Annotated in this window: 13 protein-coding genes and 1 pseudogene; 9 read left to right on the top strand and 5 right to left on the bottom strand. The window is 64.2% G+C overall.

Annotated elements, in window-relative coordinates; translation table 11 throughout:
• The first annotated feature begins 54 nt into the window (after window positions 1–54).
• From L867_RS0100850 to L867_RS0100890, 9 genes are all read left to right on the top strand, one after another.
• On the top strand, window positions 55–1,290 hold the full coding sequence (locus L867_RS0100850; RefSeq protein WP_028735124.1) for an ABC transporter substrate-binding protein: 1,236 nt from the start codon (window positions 55–57) through the stop codon (window positions 1,288–1,290).
• A gap of 134 nt (window positions 1,291–1,424) precedes the next feature.
• The gene (locus tag L867_RS0100855; protein ID WP_028735125.1) at window positions 1,425–2,327 is read left to right on the top strand and encodes a carbohydrate ABC transporter permease; all 903 of its coding nucleotides are present in this window, start codon (window positions 1,425–1,427) and stop codon (window positions 2,325–2,327) included.
• The gene (locus L867_RS0100860; RefSeq protein WP_028735126.1) at window positions 2,320–3,264 is read left to right on the top strand and encodes a carbohydrate ABC transporter permease; all 945 of its coding nucleotides are present in this window, start codon (window positions 2,320–2,322) and stop codon (window positions 3,262–3,264) included. Before L867_RS0100855 ends, L867_RS0100860 begins: the two co-directional genes overlap by 8 nt.
• 6 nt (window positions 3,265–3,270) lie before the next feature.
• Window positions 3,271–4,362, top strand: coding sequence for an ABC transporter ATP-binding protein (locus L867_RS0100865; protein ID WP_028735127.1), 1,092 nt, complete (start codon window positions 3,271–3,273; stop codon window positions 4,360–4,362).
• 295 nt (window positions 4,363–4,657) lie between these two features.
• Complete coding sequence (locus tag L867_RS0100870; protein ID WP_028735128.1) at window positions 4,658–7,120, top strand: beta-mannosidase; 2,463 nt, start codon at window positions 4,658–4,660, stop codon at window positions 7,118–7,120.
• Window positions 7,121–7,193: 73 nt separating this feature from the next.
• Window positions 7,194–7,955 (top strand): sugar phosphate isomerase/epimerase family protein, encoded by a 762-nt coding sequence (locus L867_RS0100875; protein WP_028735129.1) that lies wholly within the window; start codon window positions 7,194–7,196, stop codon window positions 7,953–7,955.
• Window positions 7,956–7,991: 36 nt separating this feature from the next.
• Entirely contained in the window at window positions 7,992–9,125 is a 1,134-nt protein-coding gene (locus L867_RS0100880) for a Gfo/Idh/MocA family protein (protein ID WP_028735130.1), read from the top strand.
• Between the two features lie 366 nt (window positions 9,126–9,491).
• Window positions 9,492–10,544 carry an L-glyceraldehyde 3-phosphate reductase gene (mgrA, locus tag L867_RS0100885; RefSeq protein WP_028735131.1) on the top strand — a complete coding sequence of 351 codons (1,053 nt, stop codon included), beginning with the start codon at window positions 9,492–9,494 and terminating at the stop codon, window positions 10,542–10,544.
• A 202-nt stretch (window positions 10,545–10,746) separates the two neighbouring features.
• Complete coding sequence (locus L867_RS0100890) at window positions 10,747–12,381, top strand: glycoside hydrolase family 43 protein (protein ID WP_028735132.1); 1,635 nt, start codon at window positions 10,747–10,749, stop codon at window positions 12,379–12,381.
• Window positions 12,382–12,636: 255 nt separating this feature from the next.
• Here L867_RS0100890 and fghA read toward each other — a convergent pair whose 3' ends face one another.
• From fghA to L867_RS24260, 5 genes and pseudogenes are all read right to left on the bottom strand, one after another.
• A complete protein-coding gene (gene fghA, locus L867_RS0100895) occupies window positions 12,637–13,470 on the bottom strand; it encodes an S-formylglutathione hydrolase (protein ID WP_028735133.1) in 834 nt (277 codons plus the stop codon).
• A gap of 18 nt (window positions 13,471–13,488) precedes the next feature.
• Window positions 13,489–14,148: a DUF1345 domain-containing protein gene (locus tag L867_RS0100900; protein ID WP_028735134.1), complete on the bottom strand. Its 660-nt coding sequence runs from the start codon at window positions 14,146–14,148 to the stop codon at window positions 13,489–13,491.
• A gap of 42 nt (window positions 14,149–14,190) precedes the next feature.
• Window positions 14,191–14,634, bottom strand: coding sequence for a YaiI/YqxD family protein (locus L867_RS0100905; RefSeq protein ID WP_028735135.1), 444 nt, complete (start codon window positions 14,632–14,634; stop codon window positions 14,191–14,193).
• Window positions 14,635–14,679: 45 nt separating this feature from the next.
• On the bottom strand, window positions 14,680–15,084 hold the full coding sequence (locus L867_RS0100910) for a hypothetical protein (RefSeq protein WP_028735136.1): 405 nt from the start codon (window positions 15,082–15,084) through the stop codon (window positions 14,680–14,682).
• Between the two features lie 127 nt (window positions 15,085–15,211).
• Window positions 15,212–16,337: pseudogene (locus L867_RS24260) on the bottom strand (S-(hydroxymethyl)glutathione dehydrogenase/class III alcohol dehydrogenase).
• Between the last annotated feature and the right edge of the window lie 2 nt (window positions 16,338–16,339).

Consider the following 16,339-nt stretch of genomic DNA (forward strand, 5'->3'; position numbering starts at 1 on the left):
TTAAATCGATTGTAATAGGTTTTTCCGGCAACGTTTCAGTGAGGGAGGACACTCATGAATTTTCGTAGCGTCGCGGCAGCTTTGGCCGCAAGCGCAATACTACCGTTTTCTGTAAGCCAGGCTGCCGATCTCGAGGTCACCCATTGGTGGACCTCGGGCGGCGAAGCGGCCGCAGTCGCCGAACTCGCCAAGGCATTCGATGCCACCGGCAATAAATGGGTCGACGGCGCGATCGCCGGCTCCGGCGGAACGGCCCGTCCGATCATGGTCAGCCGCATCACCGGCGGCGACCCGATGGCGGCCACCCAGTTCAACCACGGCCGCCAGGCCGAGGAACTGGCGCAGTCCGGCCTGATGCGCGACCTGACAGCGGTGGCGGAAAAGGAAAAGTGGAAGGACTTCATCCGGCCGCTCAGCCTGCTGGATTCCTGCACCATCGACGGCAAGATCTATTGCGCCCCCGTCAACATCCACTCCTGGCAGTGGCTGTGGCTTTCCAACGCCGCCTTCGAGAAGGCCGGCGTGCCCGTGCCGAAGAACTGGGACGAGTTCGTCGCGGCTGCCCCGGCACTTGAAAAGGCCGGTATTCAGCCGCTCGCGGTCGGCGGTCAGCCGTGGCAGGCCAATGGCGCCTTCGGTGTTCTGATGATCGCCATCGGCGGCAAGGACACCTATCTCAAGGTGTTCCAGGACAAGGACGCGGAAGTGGCGGCCGGGCCTGAGATCGCCAAGGTGTTCAAGGCTGCCGACGATGCGCGCCGCATGTCCGCGGGCAGCAATGTCCAGGACTGGAACCAGGCGACCAATCTCGTCATCACCGGCAAGGCCGGCGGCCAGATCATGGGTGACTGGGCGCAGGGCGAATTCCAGCTGGCCGGCCAGGTCGCTGGCAAGGACTACACCTGCCTGCCGGGTCTCGGCGTCAACGAGATCATCACGACGGGCGGCGACGCCTTCTACTTCCCCGTGCTGAAGGACGAGGAAAAGTCCAAGGCCCAGGAAGTTCTGGCCTCGACGCTGGTCAATCCGGCCACCCAGGTCGCCTTCAACCTGAAGAAGGGCTCGCTGCCGATCCGCGGCGACGTCGATCTGGCGGCTGCCAATGACTGCATGAAGAAGGGCCTCGACATTCTCGCCAAGGGCAATGTCCTGATCAGCACCGACCAGATGCTTTCCGCCGACAGCCAGAAGCAGATGGAAGACCTGTTCTCCGAGTTCTTCGCCACGCCGTCGATGACGCCGGAAGACGCGCAGAAGCGCTTCACCGACATCATCGCCAGCGCCGACTGATCCCATTCCTCCCGGCCGCAGTGTGCCGGTCCTGCCTTGGGGCGGGGCCGGTCACTGCGGGGAGGGGTGTCGGGCCCGGCTGTCGAAGGCCGGGTCACGCCACCAATGCGGATCGCGAAGAAAGGGAGTGACCCATGACGGGCCAAGTGCGCGCCGGTCGGCCGAACCAATTGCTGCGCAATCTCAATGCGAAGATTGCCTCCATCCCGATGATCCTGACCGCCGTCGTGGTGTTCCTCGGCGGAACGCTCTGGACCGTCTTCTATTCCTTCACCAATTCGAAGCTGCTGCCGCGGCTTTCCTTCGTCGGTCTCGACCAGTACGAGCGCCTGTGGGCGGCTCCGCGCTGGCTGATGGCCATCGAGAACCTCGCCGTCTACGGCATCCTGTCGCTGATCTTCAGCCTGGTGATCGGTTTCCTGCTGGCCGCCCTGATGGACCAGAAGATCCGCTTCGAGAATGCCTTCCGGACGATCTTCCTCTATCCCTTCGCACTGTCCTTCATCGTCACCGGCCTAGTGTGGCAGTGGATCCTCAATCCGGAATTCGGCGTGCAGTCGATCGTGCGTTCGCTCGGCTGGGAGAGCTTCGCCTTCGACCCGCTCTACAATCCCGACATCGTCATCTACGGCATCCTGATCGCCGCGCTGTGGCAGGGCACGGGCCTGGTCATGTGCCTGATGCTGGCCGGCCTGCGGGGCATCGACGAGGACATCTGGAAGGCATCGCGGGTCGACGGCATTCCGATGTGGCGGACCTATCTCTTCATCATCATCCCGATGATGCGGCCCGTCTTCATCACCACGCTGGTCATCATCGCCAGCGGCATCGTCCGCGTCTACGACCTCGTCGTCGCCCAGACCAGCGGCGGCCCGGGCATCGCTTCCGAAGTGCCGGCGAAATACGTCTACGACTACATGTTCCAGGCGCAGAATCTCGGCCAGGGCTTTGCCGCCTCGACCATGATGCTGCTGACCGTCGCCATCATCGTCGTTCCCTGGGCCTATCTGGAATTCGGAGGAAAGAAGCGTGGCTAATCCCGCAACACTCAACGCGACGGCCGCCGGCTTCGAAGCGGTCTCCGACAGGCTCGGCTCCGGCCCGCGCGGCCGCAAGCCCCGGCGCACGCTCTCGTCGCGCAACATCATGCTCTATGGCACGCTGTTCTTCGCCGCCGTCTACTACCTGATACCGCTCTATGTGATGGTCGTGACCTCGCTCAAGGGCATGCCCGAGATCCGTCTCGGCAACATCTTCTCGCCGCCGATGGAGATCACCTTCGAACCCTGGGTCAAGGCCTGGGCGGAAGCCTGCACCGGGCTCAACTGCGACGGCCTGTCGCGCGGCTTCTGGAATTCGGTGCGCATCACCATTCCTTCCACCATCGTGTCGATCATCATCGCCTCGGTGAACGGCTATGCGCTCGCCAACTGGAAGTTCAAGGGCTCGGAGATCTTCTTCACCATCCTGATCGTCGGTGCCTTCATCCCCTATCAGGTGATGATCTATCCGATCGTCATCGTGCTGCGCGAAATGGGCATCTACGGCACGCTGACCGGTCTCGTCATCGTCCACACCATCTTCGGCATGCCGATCCTGACGCTGCTGTTCCGCAACTATTTCGTCTCGCTGCCGGAGGAATTGTTCAAGGCGGCCCGCATCGACGGGGCCGGTTTCTGGCAGATCTACGGGCGGATCATGCTGCCCATGTCGCTGCCGATCTTCGTCGTGGCGATGATCCTGCAGATCACCGGCATCTGGAACGACTTCCTGTTCGGCGTCGTGTTCACGCGGCCGGAATATTATCCGATGACCGTTCAGCTCAACAACATCGTCAACTCCGTCCAGGGCGTGAAGGAATACAACGTCAACATGGCAGCGACCCTGTTGACCGGTCTCGTCCCGCTCATCGTCTATTTCGTATCCGGCCGGCTCTTCGTCCGGGGTATCGCCGCCGGCGCAGTGAAGGGTTAAGTGCTCATGTCCAACAGTGTATCGATCAGGGATCTGTCGCTCTCGTTCGGAGCGGTCACCGTTCTCGAGGACCTGAACCTCGACATTCGCGACGGCGAATTCCTCGTCCTGCTCGGCTCGTCCGGCTGCGGAAAGTCGACGCTTCTCAACTGCATCGCCGGTCTTCTGGAGCCGACCGACGGGCAGATCTTCATCAAGGACAAAAACGTCACCTGGGAGGAGCCGAAGGACCGCGGCATCGGCATGGTCTTCCAGTCCTACGCCCTCTATCCGCAGATGACGGTGGAGAAGAACCTGTCCTTCGGCCTCCGGGTCGCCAAGGTGCCGGAGGACAAGATCCGCGAGAAGGTGGCGCGCGCCGCCGAGATCCTGCAGATCGAGCCGCTTCTGAAACGCAAACCGGCCGAACTCTCCGGCGGCCAGCGCCAGCGCGTGGCGATCGGCCGGGCGCTTGTCCGCGACGTCGACGTCTTCCTGTTCGACGAGCCGCTCTCCAACCTCGACGCCAAGCTGCGCTCGGAACTGCGCGTCGAGATCAAGCGGCTGCATCATTCGCTGAAGAACACGATGATCTACGTCACCCACGACCAGATCGAGGCGCTGACGCTCGCCGACCGCATCGCCATCATGAAGAGCGGCGTGATCCAGCAGCTCGACGATCCGATGGTCATCTACAACCGGCCGAAGAACCTGTTCGTTGCCGGCTTCATCGGCTCGCCCTCGATGAATTTTCTGCGCGGCGAACTGGTCGAGCGCGCCAACGGCCTGGTCTTCACCACCGCCGGCGTCGACTTCTTCCTCGACGGCTACGACGCGGCCGGTCCGCTCGCCGCCGGCAGCAAGGTCGTGCTCGGCATCCGCCCGGAACACGTGCTGATCGACGACGAGGTGCCGGCCGGCGCCGAGACCCACGAGGCCGTGGTCGACATCGAGGAGCCGATGGGCGCCGACAACCTGCTGTGGCTGAAACATGCCGGCCACGTCATGTCGGTCCGCACCTCCGGCACCCGCCGCTACCGCCCTGGCGCAAAGCTGCGCCTCGGCTTCGACATGTCGGTCGCCTCGCTGTTTGATGCGGTGACCGAGGAGCGGCTTTGATGGACACAGGCAGTCCGGTGTCGCCCCCCTCTGGCCTGCCGGCCATCTCCCCCACAAGGGGGGAGATCGGCAGGACGGACGCGCCTTGCCTCCCGTCTCCTGTCGGGAACGCTCCGGCCGCCGCCCGCGTTTGCCGCTCGCTTTACTGACGATCGTGAGAAGAGCGGCTCAAGCAACAACGGCGCTTCGGGAAACGAGGCGCCTACCGTATTCCGATCTCCCCCCATGTGGGGGAGATGGCCGGCAGGCCAGAGGGGGGCGCTCTTGCTCCGACATGAATGATCTGGATTGACCCATGACGAATGCTTCCGACACACCCATGACCATCGACCTCTCCGGCGAATGGCGGCTGTCCACCGCCGAGGGCGAACACGGCGCGGCGATCACGCTGCCGGGCGACGTGCATTCGGCGCTGCAGGCCGCCGGCATCATCCCCGACCCCTATTTCGGTCGCAACGAGGAAGCGGTGCAGTGGGTCGCCGAGCATGACTGGACGCTGGAACGGTCGTTCTTTCTCGATCACGCCGACGGCCAATGGTATCTCGACATCGACTATCTCGACACGGTCGCCGTCGTCTTCGTCAACGACGTGCCGGTGCTCTCCGCCGACAACTGCTTCCGCCGCTACCGGCCGGACGTCTCGGCCGCGCTGCAGCCGGGCGAGAACACCATTCGCATCCTGCTGCATTCCTCGATCTCAGCCGGGGCCGAACGCCAGGCGCGCCAGCCCTTCTACATTCCCTATTCGACCAACAATTCGCCGATCGCCAACGGCAACATGCTGCGCAAGCCGCAGTGCCATTTCGGCTGGGACTGGAACATCGCCGTTGCTCCGCTCGGCCTCTATGGCGCCATCGCGCTGAAGAAGCTCGACCCGGCCCGCATAGAGCATCTGGAGACCGAGCAGGTCCATCACGAGGACGGCAGCGTCGACCTGCATGTCAAGCTCACCCTCCATGCCTTCGAGCCGAGCGTCGTGCCGGTGCATTTCGAATTCGACGGCCTGCGCGAGCGCTTGGATTGCGGCATTCCCGCCGGCGAGACCGTGATCGCCCACGTCTTCCACATCGACAGGCCGCGCCTCTGGTGGCCGGCCGGCAGCGGCGAGCAGGCGCTCTATACGCTGTCCGCCGACATTCCGGGCGAGACGCTGACCCGCCGGATCGGCCTGCGCACCATTGCCCTGATCACCGACCCGGACGAGGCCGGCTCGCGCTTCGCCTTCAAGGTCAACGGTCGCGAAATCTTCTGCCGCGGCGCCAACTGGATCCCGGCCGACGCGCTCTTTTCCCGCACCAGCCAGGAAAAGACCGAGGACCTGCTGCAGTCGGCGGTCGCCGCCCATATGAACATGATCCGCGTCTGGGGCGGCGGCTTCTACGAGCAGGACTATTTCTACGACCTCTGCGACCGGCTTGGCCTGATGGTCTGGCAGGACTTCATGTTCGCCTGCAACCTCTATCCCTGCACCGATGACTTCCTGTCGAACGTCTCCCAGGAAGTCGACTATCAGGTCCGCCGCCTGTCTTCCCATCCGTCGATCGCGCTGTGGTGCGGCGACAACGAGCTGGTCGGCGCGCTCACCTGGTTCAAGGAGAGCCGCGACAACCGCGACCGTTACCTCGTCGCCTATGACCGGCTGAACCGGGTGATCGAGCAGGGGGTCAAGAAGGCCTATCCTCAGGGCATCTGGTGGCCGTCGAGCCCGGCCTCGGGCTATCTCGACTATGGCGACGCCTGGCATGCCGACGGCTCCGGCGACATGCACTACTGGTCGGTCTGGCACGAGAACAAGTCCTTCGACAACTACCGCTCGGTGAAGCCGCGCTTCTGCTCGGAATTCGGCTTCCAGTCCTACACCTCGATGCCGGTCATCGAGACCTTCGCCGACAGCGGCGACATGAACATCGCCTCGCCGGTGATCGAGCTGCACCAGAAGAATGCCGGCGGCAACGAGCGGATCGCCGGCACCATGTTCCGCTATTTCCGCTTCCCCAAGGATTTTGCCAATTTCGTCTATCTCAGCCAGATCCAGCAGGGCCTGGCGATCGGCACGGCGGTCGACTACTGGCGGTCGCTGAAGCCCCATTGCATGGGCACGCTCTACTGGCAGCTCAACGACACATGGCCGGTCGCCTCCTGGTCGAGCCTCGACTATGGCGGCAGCTGGAAGGCGCTGCACTACATGGCGCGGCGCTTCTTCCAGCCGGTCAATGTCGTGGCCATCCCGAGCGAGGACGGAACGAGCATCGCCTTTTCCATGGTCAACGACACCCTGGAAGAGCTGACCGTTGACATGAACCTCTTTGCCGTCACCCTCGACGGCGAGCGCCTGCCGATCCGCACCGCGACCGGCACATGCCCGCCCGACCGCGCCGCTCCGCTCCTGACCCTCGACGAGACGGAAATCCCGGTCGACGCGCTGCTCGCCTGGAGCTTCATCGCCTCAAACGGCATGAGCGGCGAGGGGCATCTGGCGCTTCAGCCCTACAAGGCCCTGGAACTCCAGCCCTCCGGCCTGGAGACGAGCGTCGCTCCGTTCGCCGACGGGCGGTTCGAGATCAGGGTCAGCGCCACCGGCCTCGCGCTCTTCGTCATGCTCGAGGCGGACTGCCCGGGCCGCTATTCCGATAACGCCTTCGATCTTCATGCCGGCATGAGCCGCCGCGTCACCTTTACCCCGACCACGCCCCTCGTGGACGGCCGGATCCCGCAGTTTCGAACCTACGATCTCCAGAGCTGCCAGCAACTCGGCTGAGGCGATCGCCAGACAAGGACAGGACGTCACGGCGGACCCGCGCCGAGCGTCCGAAAAACAGGAGGAATGACCCATGACCCAATTCGGTTTCCAGCTTTACAGCGCCCGCAATTTCCAGCCCTTCACCAATATCTATCCGCTCCTCACCGAAGCCGGATACACCCATGTCGAAGGCTATGGCGCCATGTATGCCGCCCTCGATGATGCCGGCCTCAATGCGCTGCGCGCCGATCTCGACCGCAACGGGCTGACCATGCCGACCGGCCATTTTGGTCTCGACCTTCTGGAAAGCGACCCGACCCGCGCGCTGAAGATCGCCAAGCTGCTCGGCATCGAGGCGGTCTACTGCCCCTATCTGCTGCCCGACATGCGGCCGAAGGATGCCAGCAGCTGGTTCTCCTTCGGCCAGCGCCTGCAGGAAATCGGCAAGCCGATCCGCGATGCGGGGCTGACCTTCGGCTGGCACAACCACGACTTCGAGTTCGTCACGCTTGCGGACGGCTCCACGCCGCAGGAGCAGATATTTGCCGGCGGCCCGGAACTCGCCTGGGAGGCCGATATCGCGTGGATCATCCGCGGCGCCGCCGATCCCTTCGCCTGGATCGAGAGCTACGGCAAGCGCATCACCGCGGTCCACGTCAAGGACATCGCGCCGGCCGGCACCAATACCGAGGAAGACGGCTGGGCGGATGTCGGCCAGGGCACGGTACCGTGGAAGGATCTGATGGCCGCACTCAAGGCCTATGGCGTGCGCCACTACATCCTCGAACACGACAATCCGAAGGATGTGGGCCGCCTCATCAAGCGCTCCATCGCCGCCTTCAACACTTACTGATCTCCCACGGCCTTTCACCCAATCAGGACATATTCCATGGCACGCGAACTCGGCGTCGGCATCATCGGATGCGGCAATATCTCTACCACCTACTTCTCGCTCGCACCGCTCTTCAAGGGCCTGAAGGTGCTGGCCTGCTCCGACCTCAACATGAACGCCGCCGAGCTTCGCGCCGAGGAATACGGCGTGAAGGCGCAGACGATCGATGACCTGCTCGCCAATGACGAACTGGACATCATCGTCAACCTGACCATCCCGGATGCGCATTACGCAGTGTCGAAGCGCATCCTCGAGGCCGGCAAGCACGTCTATTCGGAAAAGCCGCTGGTGCTCTCGCTCGAACAGGGCGAAGACCTGCGGCGGATCGCCAGCGGCAAGGGGCTCTCCGTCGGCTGCGCGCCGGACACCTTCCTCGGCGGCGCCCACCAGCTGGCACGCGCCTTCATCGACAAGGGCGGCATCGGCCGGATCACCTCCGGCACCTGCCACGTCATGAGCCCCGGCATGGAGATGTGGCATCCGAACCCGGACTTTTTCTTCCTGCCCGGCGGCGGCCCGATCCTCGATCTCGGCCCCTACTACATCGCCAATCTGATCAATCTCATCGGCCCGGTAAAGCGGGTTGCCGCCTTGACCTCGATGGCGAGCGAGACCCGCACCATCACCAGCCAGCCGCGCGCCGGCGAGGTGATCCCGGTGAAGACGCCGACCAACGTCCATGCGCTTCTCGAGTTCCATAATGGCGCGACCATCACGCTCTCGGCCAGCTGGGATGTCTGGTCGCACCGCCACGCCAATATGGAACTCTACGGCACCGAAGGCTCGCTCTACGTGCCCGACCCGAACTTCTTCGGCGGTCTCGTCGAGGCCTCGGGCCGGAATAAGGACATCGCGCCGCTGGAGAACTGGGACCACCCGTTCGGGGTCAACAACCAGGACCATGCCAACGGCCCGCGCGCCAACTACCGCACGGCCGGCCTTGCCGACATGGCGGTCGCCATCCTCGAAGGCCGCGACGCCCGCTGCTCGCTGGAGAGCGCCCTGCACGGCGTCGACGTTATGACGGCAATTCTCCAGTCCGGCGAAACAGGCCAGTTCGTCACCCTCTCCACCACCTGCACCCAGCCCGCCGCGCTCGGCATCGAGGAGGCACAGGCGCTGCTGAGGTAAGTGTATGCTTCGGACAACAGCCGGCACTGGATCGGGCATAAATGGTCTGGAAAAAGACTGCGGCCGTGCCCCGAACCGGCCCCTCTGCCTGCGGCCCCCTCATCCGGTCCTTCGGACCACCTTCTCCCCGATGGGGAGAAGAGGGGCCAAGACGCCAGCGGTTCTCCTCTCCCCATCGGGGAGAGGGTGGCGCGTAGCGCCGGGTGAGGGGGCGGCAGCCACGACGGTCGACAGGTGCGCCGGATGGCTGCCACGCAAGGAGACTGTCGACGAGGGCAGGGCGATGGCTGAGACAGAGCCCCGCCGCCTTGTGGGGAAGGGTTGGGGAGGGGGAGTCCTTCCTCGACAACAGCATGGGAGAGACGCATGACCTACACCCCCGCCGAAGACCGCTACGAGCGGATGACCTACAACCGCTGCGGCAGAAGCGGACTGAAGCTGCCGGCGATCTCGCTGGGTCTCTGGCACAATTTCGGCGACGACACGCCGGATGCGCTGAAGCAGTCGATCGTCCGCCGGGCCTTCGACCTCGGCATCACCCATTTCGACCTCGCCAACAATTACGGCCCGCCGGGCGGCGCATCCGAGACCGCCTTCGGCGCGATCCTCAAGACCGATCTTGCCGGCTATCGCGACGAACTGATCATCTCGTCCAAGGCCGGCTACGGCATGTGGCCCGGTCCCTACGGCGAATGGGGCAGCCGCAAATACCTGATCGCGTCGTGCGACCAGAGCCTCAAGCGTTTGGGGCTCGACTATGTCGACATCTTCTATTCCCACCGCTTCGACCCGGACACGCCGCTCGAAGAGACCTGCGGCGCGCTCGACCATATCGTCCGGTCGGGCAGGGCGCTCTATGTCGGCCTCTCCTCCTACAATTCGAAGCGCATCCGCGAGGCGGTGGAGATCCTGAAGGGCCTCGGCACGCCCTGCCTGATCCACCAGCCGAGCTATTCGATGATCAACCGCTGGATCGAGGAGGATGGGCTGATCGACACGCTGGAGGAACTGGGCATCGGCTCGATCGTCTTCTCGCCGCTTGCCCAGGGCATGCTGACCTCCAAATATCTCGGCGGCATTCCGGACGAGAGCCGGGCGGCGCAGGACAAGTCGCTGAACCGCGATTTCCTCAACGAGCGCAATGTCGAAAACATCCGCAAGCTGAACGCCATCGCCGAACGGCGCGGCCAGACGCTCGCCCAGATGGCGCTTGCCTGGGTCCTGCGCGGAGACCGCATCACCACCGCGCTGATCGGCGCGTCGAAGCCGTCCCAGGTCGAGGATTGCGTGAAGGCGCTGGAGAAACGCGACTTCACCGCGGATGAACTCGCCGAGATCGACGTGCACGCCCGCGATGCCGACATCAACCTCTGGGCCGCCTCGGCGGAACGCAAGGGGCCGGCCCGGAAGAAGAAGTAGCGCTGGAATGAGGCACCCCCCTCTGTCGGCTACGCCGACATCTCCCCCTCAAGGGGGGAGATCATCCGCTGGCATGGTGCCCCAACCGAGCCGGCGACGATGGTCAGGCAGGGGGCAGCCGTGAAGTCGATCTCCCCCCTTGAGGGGGAGATGGCCGGCAGGCCAGAGGGGGGTGCCCCCATACACCGAGGAGAGACGCAGCATGATCCACAACCCAATCCTGCCGGGCTTCAACCCGGATCCGTCGATCGTCCGGGTCGGCGAGGACTACTACATCGCCACCTCCACCTTCGAGTGGTATCCCGGCGTGCAGATCCATCACTCGCGCGACCTCGTCAACTGGACGCTGGTGCGCCGGCCGCTGGAGCGGAAGTCGCAGCTCGACATGCGCGGCAATCCCGACAGCTGCGGCGTCTGGGCGCCGTGCCTCTCCCATGCCGACGGCCAGTTCTGGCTGGTCTATACCGACGTCAAGCGCTTCGACGGCAACTTCAAGGATGCGCACAACTACATCGTCACCGCGCAGTCGATCGATGCCGAATGGTCCGATCCGGTCTATGTGAACTCCTCCGGCTTCGACCCCTCGCTGTTCCACGATGACGACGGCCGCAAATGGTTCCTCAACATGCAGTGGAACCACCGCACCGAGAGCTATGGCGGCTCGCCCAAGCATCCGGCCTTCGACGGCATCCTGCTGCAGGAATGGGACCCGGCGACCCGCAAGCTGATCGGTTCGGTGAAGAACATCTTTCCCGGCAGCCCGCTCGGCCTGGTCGAGGGACCGCATGTCTTCAAGAAGAACGGCTGGTACTATCTGACCACCGCCGAAGGCGGCACCGGCTACGGCCATGCGGTGACGCTCGCGCGCTCGCGGGCGATCGAGGGCCCTTACGAGATGCATCCGGACACGCATCTGATCACCTCCAAGGATCATCCGGAGGCAGCGCTCCAGCGTGCCGGCCATGGGCAATATGTCGAGACGCCCGAGGGCGAGGCCTATCACACCCATCTCTGCGGCCGGCCGCTGGAGCCCAAACGGCGCTGCACGCTCGGGCGCGAGACGGCACTGCAGAAGTGCATGTGGAAGGACGACGGCTGGCTCTATCTCGAAAGCGGCGCCCCGGTGCCTGCTGTCGAAGTCACGCCGCCGAAGCCGGTGGAGCGCATCGAGCGGCCCGAAACCATCCGGCGCGATTTCCACGACGCGGCCCTTCCGCCCGAGTTCCAGTGGCTGCGCACGCCGGAACCCGACCGCCTGTTCTCCCTTGCCGCCCGGCCCGGTCACCTGCGGCTCTTCGGTCGCGAAAGCCTCGGCTCCTGGTTCGAGCAGTCCCTGGTGGCGCGAAGGCAGGAGGATCATCGCTTCCGGGCCGAGACCCGTGTGGACTTCACGCCGGACACCTACCAGCAGGTCGCAGGCCTCAGCCACTACTACAATCGCCACAAGCTGCATGCGCTGGGCGTCACCCTGCACGAGAAGCTCGGCCGTGTTGTGACCATCCTCTCCTGCGCCGGCGACTATCCCGATAGCCGGCTAAGTTTCCCGGCTAGTCACGGTGTGAGTGTGCCGGATGGCCCGCTGGATCTGGCCATGGAGGTATTCGATAACGATCTCCAGTTCTTCTGGCGGCCGGCCGCCGATGGCAAGGGCGAGGGGAGCGGAGAGGGCGCCTGGCAGGCGATCGGGCCTGTCCTCGACGCCGGCGTGATCTCCGACGAAGGCGGCCGCGGCGAGCACGGCTCGTTCACCGGCGCCTTCACCGGCATGTTCGCCTTCGACACCAGCGGACGCGGCCAGCCGGCGGATTTCGACCATTTCACCTATCGGCGGCGCTGAGCCTGGCCGACGTCCTTCTTCTCCCCGGCGAGGGAGAAGAAGCGAAATCGAGGGCTTAGCGCAGCTAAACCTCAGATTTCGCAGATGAGGGGGCCGGACGCGTGTACCCTCTTCTCCCCCGGCGGGGAGAAGATGCCCGCAGGGCAGATGAGGGGGCCCCCATGCCGAGGTCTATTACACCTGAGGGTGTTGCGCGCCCCATCCGGCGCTTCGCGCCACCTTCTCCCCGGTGGGGAGAAGACGGGTTCGCGAACCTCACCCCAGCCGCTCGGCATGCCACTTCAGGTGGTCGTCCATGAAGGTCGAGATGAAGTAGTAGGAATGGTCGTAGCGCTCGTGCATCCGCAGCGTCAGCCCGATGTCGGTGCCGTGGATCGCCTCGTCGAACAGCCAAGGCTTCAGGCCGGTTTCGAGAAAGCTGTCGGCCTTGCCCTGGTCGATCAGGAATTCCGGGAAGCGGGCGCCGTCCTCGACCAGTGCGCAGGCATCGTATTGACGCCACTTGGCCCGGTCGGCGCCGAGATATTTCTCGAATGCGTCCTGCGTCCAGTCGGCGGTCATCGGATTGACGATCGGGGCGAAGGCCGAGCAGCTCTTGAAGCGCTCCGGGTTCTTCAACGCGATGGTCATCGCGCCGTGGCCGCCCATCGAATGGCCGAAAATGCCCTGCCGGTCCATGTCGACGCGGAAATGCTCGGCGACCAGCGCCGGCAGCTCTTCCGTCACGTAGGAATACATCTGGAAATGCTCTGCCCAAGGGCTTTCGGTAGCGTCGAGATACATGCCCGCACCCTTGCCCATCTTCCAGTTGGTCAGTTCGTCCGGCACGTCCGTGCCGCGCGGGCTGGTGTCGGGGCAGACGATGATCAGGCCGAGCTCGGTGGCCATGCGGCGATATTCGCCCTTCTCCATGACATTGGCGTGGGTACAGGTCAGCCCCGACAGATACCACAGCACCGGCCGGCGCTCGGCGATCGCCTGCGGCGGCACGAAGACGGCGAAGGTCATGTCGCACTTGGTCGTCTGCGATTCGTGGGAGAACACGCCCTGCATGCCGCCAAACGCGGTATTCTGGGAGAGGATCTTCATGGGGATAGTCCTTGTTGCCTAGCCGGCCAGCGACACCGCCCCGTTGACGGCGGCGGCGACGAGCACGGTATTGAAGAAATACGATACGATCGAATGGAGAAGGTTGATTTTCCGCATCGCCGTCGCGGTGATGGCGGTGTCGGAGGTCTGCGCCGTCATGCCGATGACGAATGCGAAATAGAGGAAATCGTAGCCACAGGGATCGGGCGATCCGGGAAACTCCAGTCCGCCGCGATTGTCCGGCGCCTCGGTGGTGGTGTCAGGCCGCCAGTAGAGATGGCCGTAATGGATCGCCGCCATGGTGTGGATGGTCAGCCAGCCGCCGAGCACCGAGGCGAAGGCCAGCACCAGTTCGAGCGCATTGCCGCCCGGCTCGCGGTTGAGCGCAAGGAAGAGCGAGACGATCGCCACCACCACTGCCGCCAACGTGACCAACAGGATCACCAGCGCCGGAGCGTCGGCTTCCTCGGCCCGCTCCTTCAGATAGTCGGCGGTCATCTGCGGCAGGCGAAGCCCGATCAGCACCAGATAAGTGAGGAAGAACACGACGGCGCCAGCCTCAAGCACCAGCCGCGGATTGAGCGCGGTAACGACGAGGACGGCAAACACAGACGCCATGAGCGCGGCGTAGAACGGCCCGTGCCGATGGTCGATCAGGCGGTCAAAACGGCTGGCCATGTCCGATCCTCCGGTGTGCGTCTGGCGTCGAAGGTGCTTCGACTAGCACGCCTTCGCCCGCCGGCAAAGCCGGTCGAGCGTTTCGAGGAAGGCCGAACGGTCGCGCGGCGAAAAGGCGGCGTTGTAGCCCTTGCTTTCACCGGTCTCGCGCAAATGCGCGCCGAGATCGCGCATGGCCGTTGCCATGCCGATATTGGCCTTGTCGAACACCCGGCCGGTCGGCCCGGTGACGAAGGCGCCGGCCGCGACGCAGCGTCCGGCCAGCGGCACGTCGGCCGTCACCACGATGTCGCCGGCTCCGGCGCGCTCGGCGATCCAGTCGTCGGCGGCGTCGAAGCCGTTGGAGACAATGACGTTCTTGACCATCGGATCGCGCGACGGCCTCAGGCCCGAATTGGCGACGAAGGTCACCTCGAGGCCGTGGCGTTCCGCGACTTTGAGGATTTCCGGTTTGACCGGGCAGGCATCGGCATCGACGTAGATCACTGAGGTCTTCAATCCTTCATTCCGCCGAGGCCGAATAGCCTCGCGTCAGTCTCGCGTCCAGACCTCTCCGGTCACCTTTTCCGAGCCGCCATAGGTCCAGACACCTTGCCAGGTACCGTCCGGTTGCTCGAAATACATGGCGATGCCGAAATTGTCTTTAGCCACATAACCGACCGAGATCGCTGTGTCGTCTTCGCTTGCCGGTCCCATTTCGAAGCGGCCTTCGCCGACAAACTTGGCGCCAAGCCCGGTGCCGATCGATTCCTTGCCGCCGATATTCCACACGACGATGTAGGTTTCGCCATGACGGGTAACTTCCACCGTCCCGGTATATTCCTTGCCGCTGTCCGGGTTCATCCCGACGAGCGTGTAGCTGCCGGTCGGATCGGCCGCGGCAATGGCCGGCAAAGCGAGCATGGCAATGGCAGTCAATGCGTATTTGATCGACATGTGTTCCCCCCATGGAATGATGACCGGACGATCGGTACGGCCGCAATCTAGCATATTTCGGAGCTTATGCAGGGGGAGGGAGCGTGCGGCCGCCTTGACTATTTCAGGACGGCCGCGCGCCGTGGAATCAATAGATCACCACGCCACGGATGCTTTCGCCCTTGTGCATCATGTCGAAACCCTTGTTGATGTCGTCGAGCGGCATGGTGTGGGTGATCATCGGGTCGATGAGGATCTTGCCCTGCATGTACCAGTCGACGATCTTCGGCACGTCGGTGCGGCCGCGCGCCGCCGAACGCCGTGCCCATCCAGTTGCGGCCGGTGACCAGCTGGAACGGGCGCGTCGAGATTTCCTGGCCGGCGCCGGCCACCCCGATGATGATCGACTTGCCCCAGCCGCGGTGCGAGGCCTCCAGCGCCTGACGCATGACCTTGGTATTGCCGGTGCAGTCGAAGGTGTAGTCGGCGCCGCCGATCAGGTCGCCATTGCGCTTGGTCAGGTTGACCAGATACGGCACGATGTCGTCGCCGACTTCCTTCGGATTGACGAAATGCGTCATGCCGAACTTTTCGCCCCAGGCCTTGCGGTCATTGTTGATGTCGACGCCGATGATCATGTCGGCGCCGGCGAGCCTAAGCCCCTGCAGCACGTTCAGCCCGATGCCGCCGAGCCCGAAGACGATTGCCGTTGCGCCGATCTCCACCTTGGCGGTGTTGATGACCGCACCGATGCCGGTCGTCACGCCGCAGCCGATATAGCAGATCTTGTCGAAGGGCGCGTCCGGATTGACCTTGGCAACCGCGATCTCGGGAAGGACGGTGAAGTTGGAAAAGGTCGAGCAGCCCATATAGTGGTGGATCTTGTCCTTGCCGATCGAGAACCGCGACGTGCCGTCCGGCATCAGCCCCTGGCCCTGGGTGGAGCGGATGGCGGTGCACAGATTCGTCTTGCGCCACAGGCAGGAATAGCACTCGCGGCATTCCGGCGTGTAGAGCGGAATGACATGGTCGCCCTTCTTCACCGAGGTGACGCCCGGCCCGACATCGACGACGATGCCGGCACCTTCATGGCCGAGAATGGCCGGAAACAGCCCTTCCGGATCGGCGCCCGAGAGCGTGAAATCGTCGGTATGGCAGATGCCCGTCGCCTTGACCTCGATCAGCACCTCGCCGGCCCGCGGGCCTTCGAGCTGTACCGTCATGATTTCCAGCGGTTTGCCGGCCTGCACGGCAACGGCGGCGCGAACGTCCATGG

The organism is Paenirhizobium selenitireducens ATCC BAA-1503, assembly GCF_000518785.1.
Lineage (GTDB): Bacteria > Pseudomonadota > Alphaproteobacteria > Rhizobiales > Rhizobiaceae > Allorhizobium > Allorhizobium selenitireducens.

Excerpts from the sequence above, each read along its gene's own strand:
- L867_RS0100850 (WP_028735124.1), top strand. The coding sequence starts at position 55 with ATGAATTTTCGTAGCGTCGCGGCAGCTTTGGCCGCAAGCGCAATACTA.
- L867_RS0100855 (WP_028735125.1), top strand. The coding sequence starts at position 1,425 with ATGACGGGCCAAGTGCGCGCCGGTCGGCCGAACCAATTGCTGCGCAAT.
- L867_RS0100865 (WP_028735127.1), top strand. The coding sequence starts at position 3,271 with ATGTCCAACAGTGTATCGATCAGGGATCTGTCGCTCTCGTTCGGAGCG.
- L867_RS0100870 (WP_028735128.1), top strand. The coding sequence starts at position 4,658 with ATGACGAATGCTTCCGACACACCCATGACCATCGACCTCTCCGGCGAA.
- L867_RS0100875 (WP_028735129.1), top strand. The coding sequence starts at position 7,194 with ATGACCCAATTCGGTTTCCAGCTTTACAGCGCCCGCAATTTCCAGCCC.
- L867_RS0100880 (WP_028735130.1), top strand. The coding sequence starts at position 7,992 with ATGGCACGCGAACTCGGCGTCGGCATCATCGGATGCGGCAATATCTCT.
- mgrA (WP_028735131.1), top strand. The coding sequence starts at position 9,492 with ATGACCTACACCCCCGCCGAAGACCGCTACGAGCGGATGACCTACAAC.
- L867_RS0100890 (WP_028735132.1), top strand. The coding sequence starts at position 10,747 with ATGATCCACAACCCAATCCTGCCGGGCTTCAACCCGGATCCGTCGATC.
- fghA (WP_028735133.1), bottom strand. The coding sequence starts at position 13,470 with ATGAAGATCCTCTCCCAGAATACCGCGTTTGGCGGCATGCAGGGCGTG.
- L867_RS0100900 (WP_028735134.1), bottom strand. The coding sequence starts at position 14,148 with ATGGCCAGCCGTTTTGACCGCCTGATCGACCATCGGCACGGGCCGTTC.
- L867_RS0100910 (WP_028735136.1), bottom strand. The coding sequence starts at position 15,084 with ATGTCGATCAAATACGCATTGACTGCCATTGCCATGCTCGCTTTGCCG.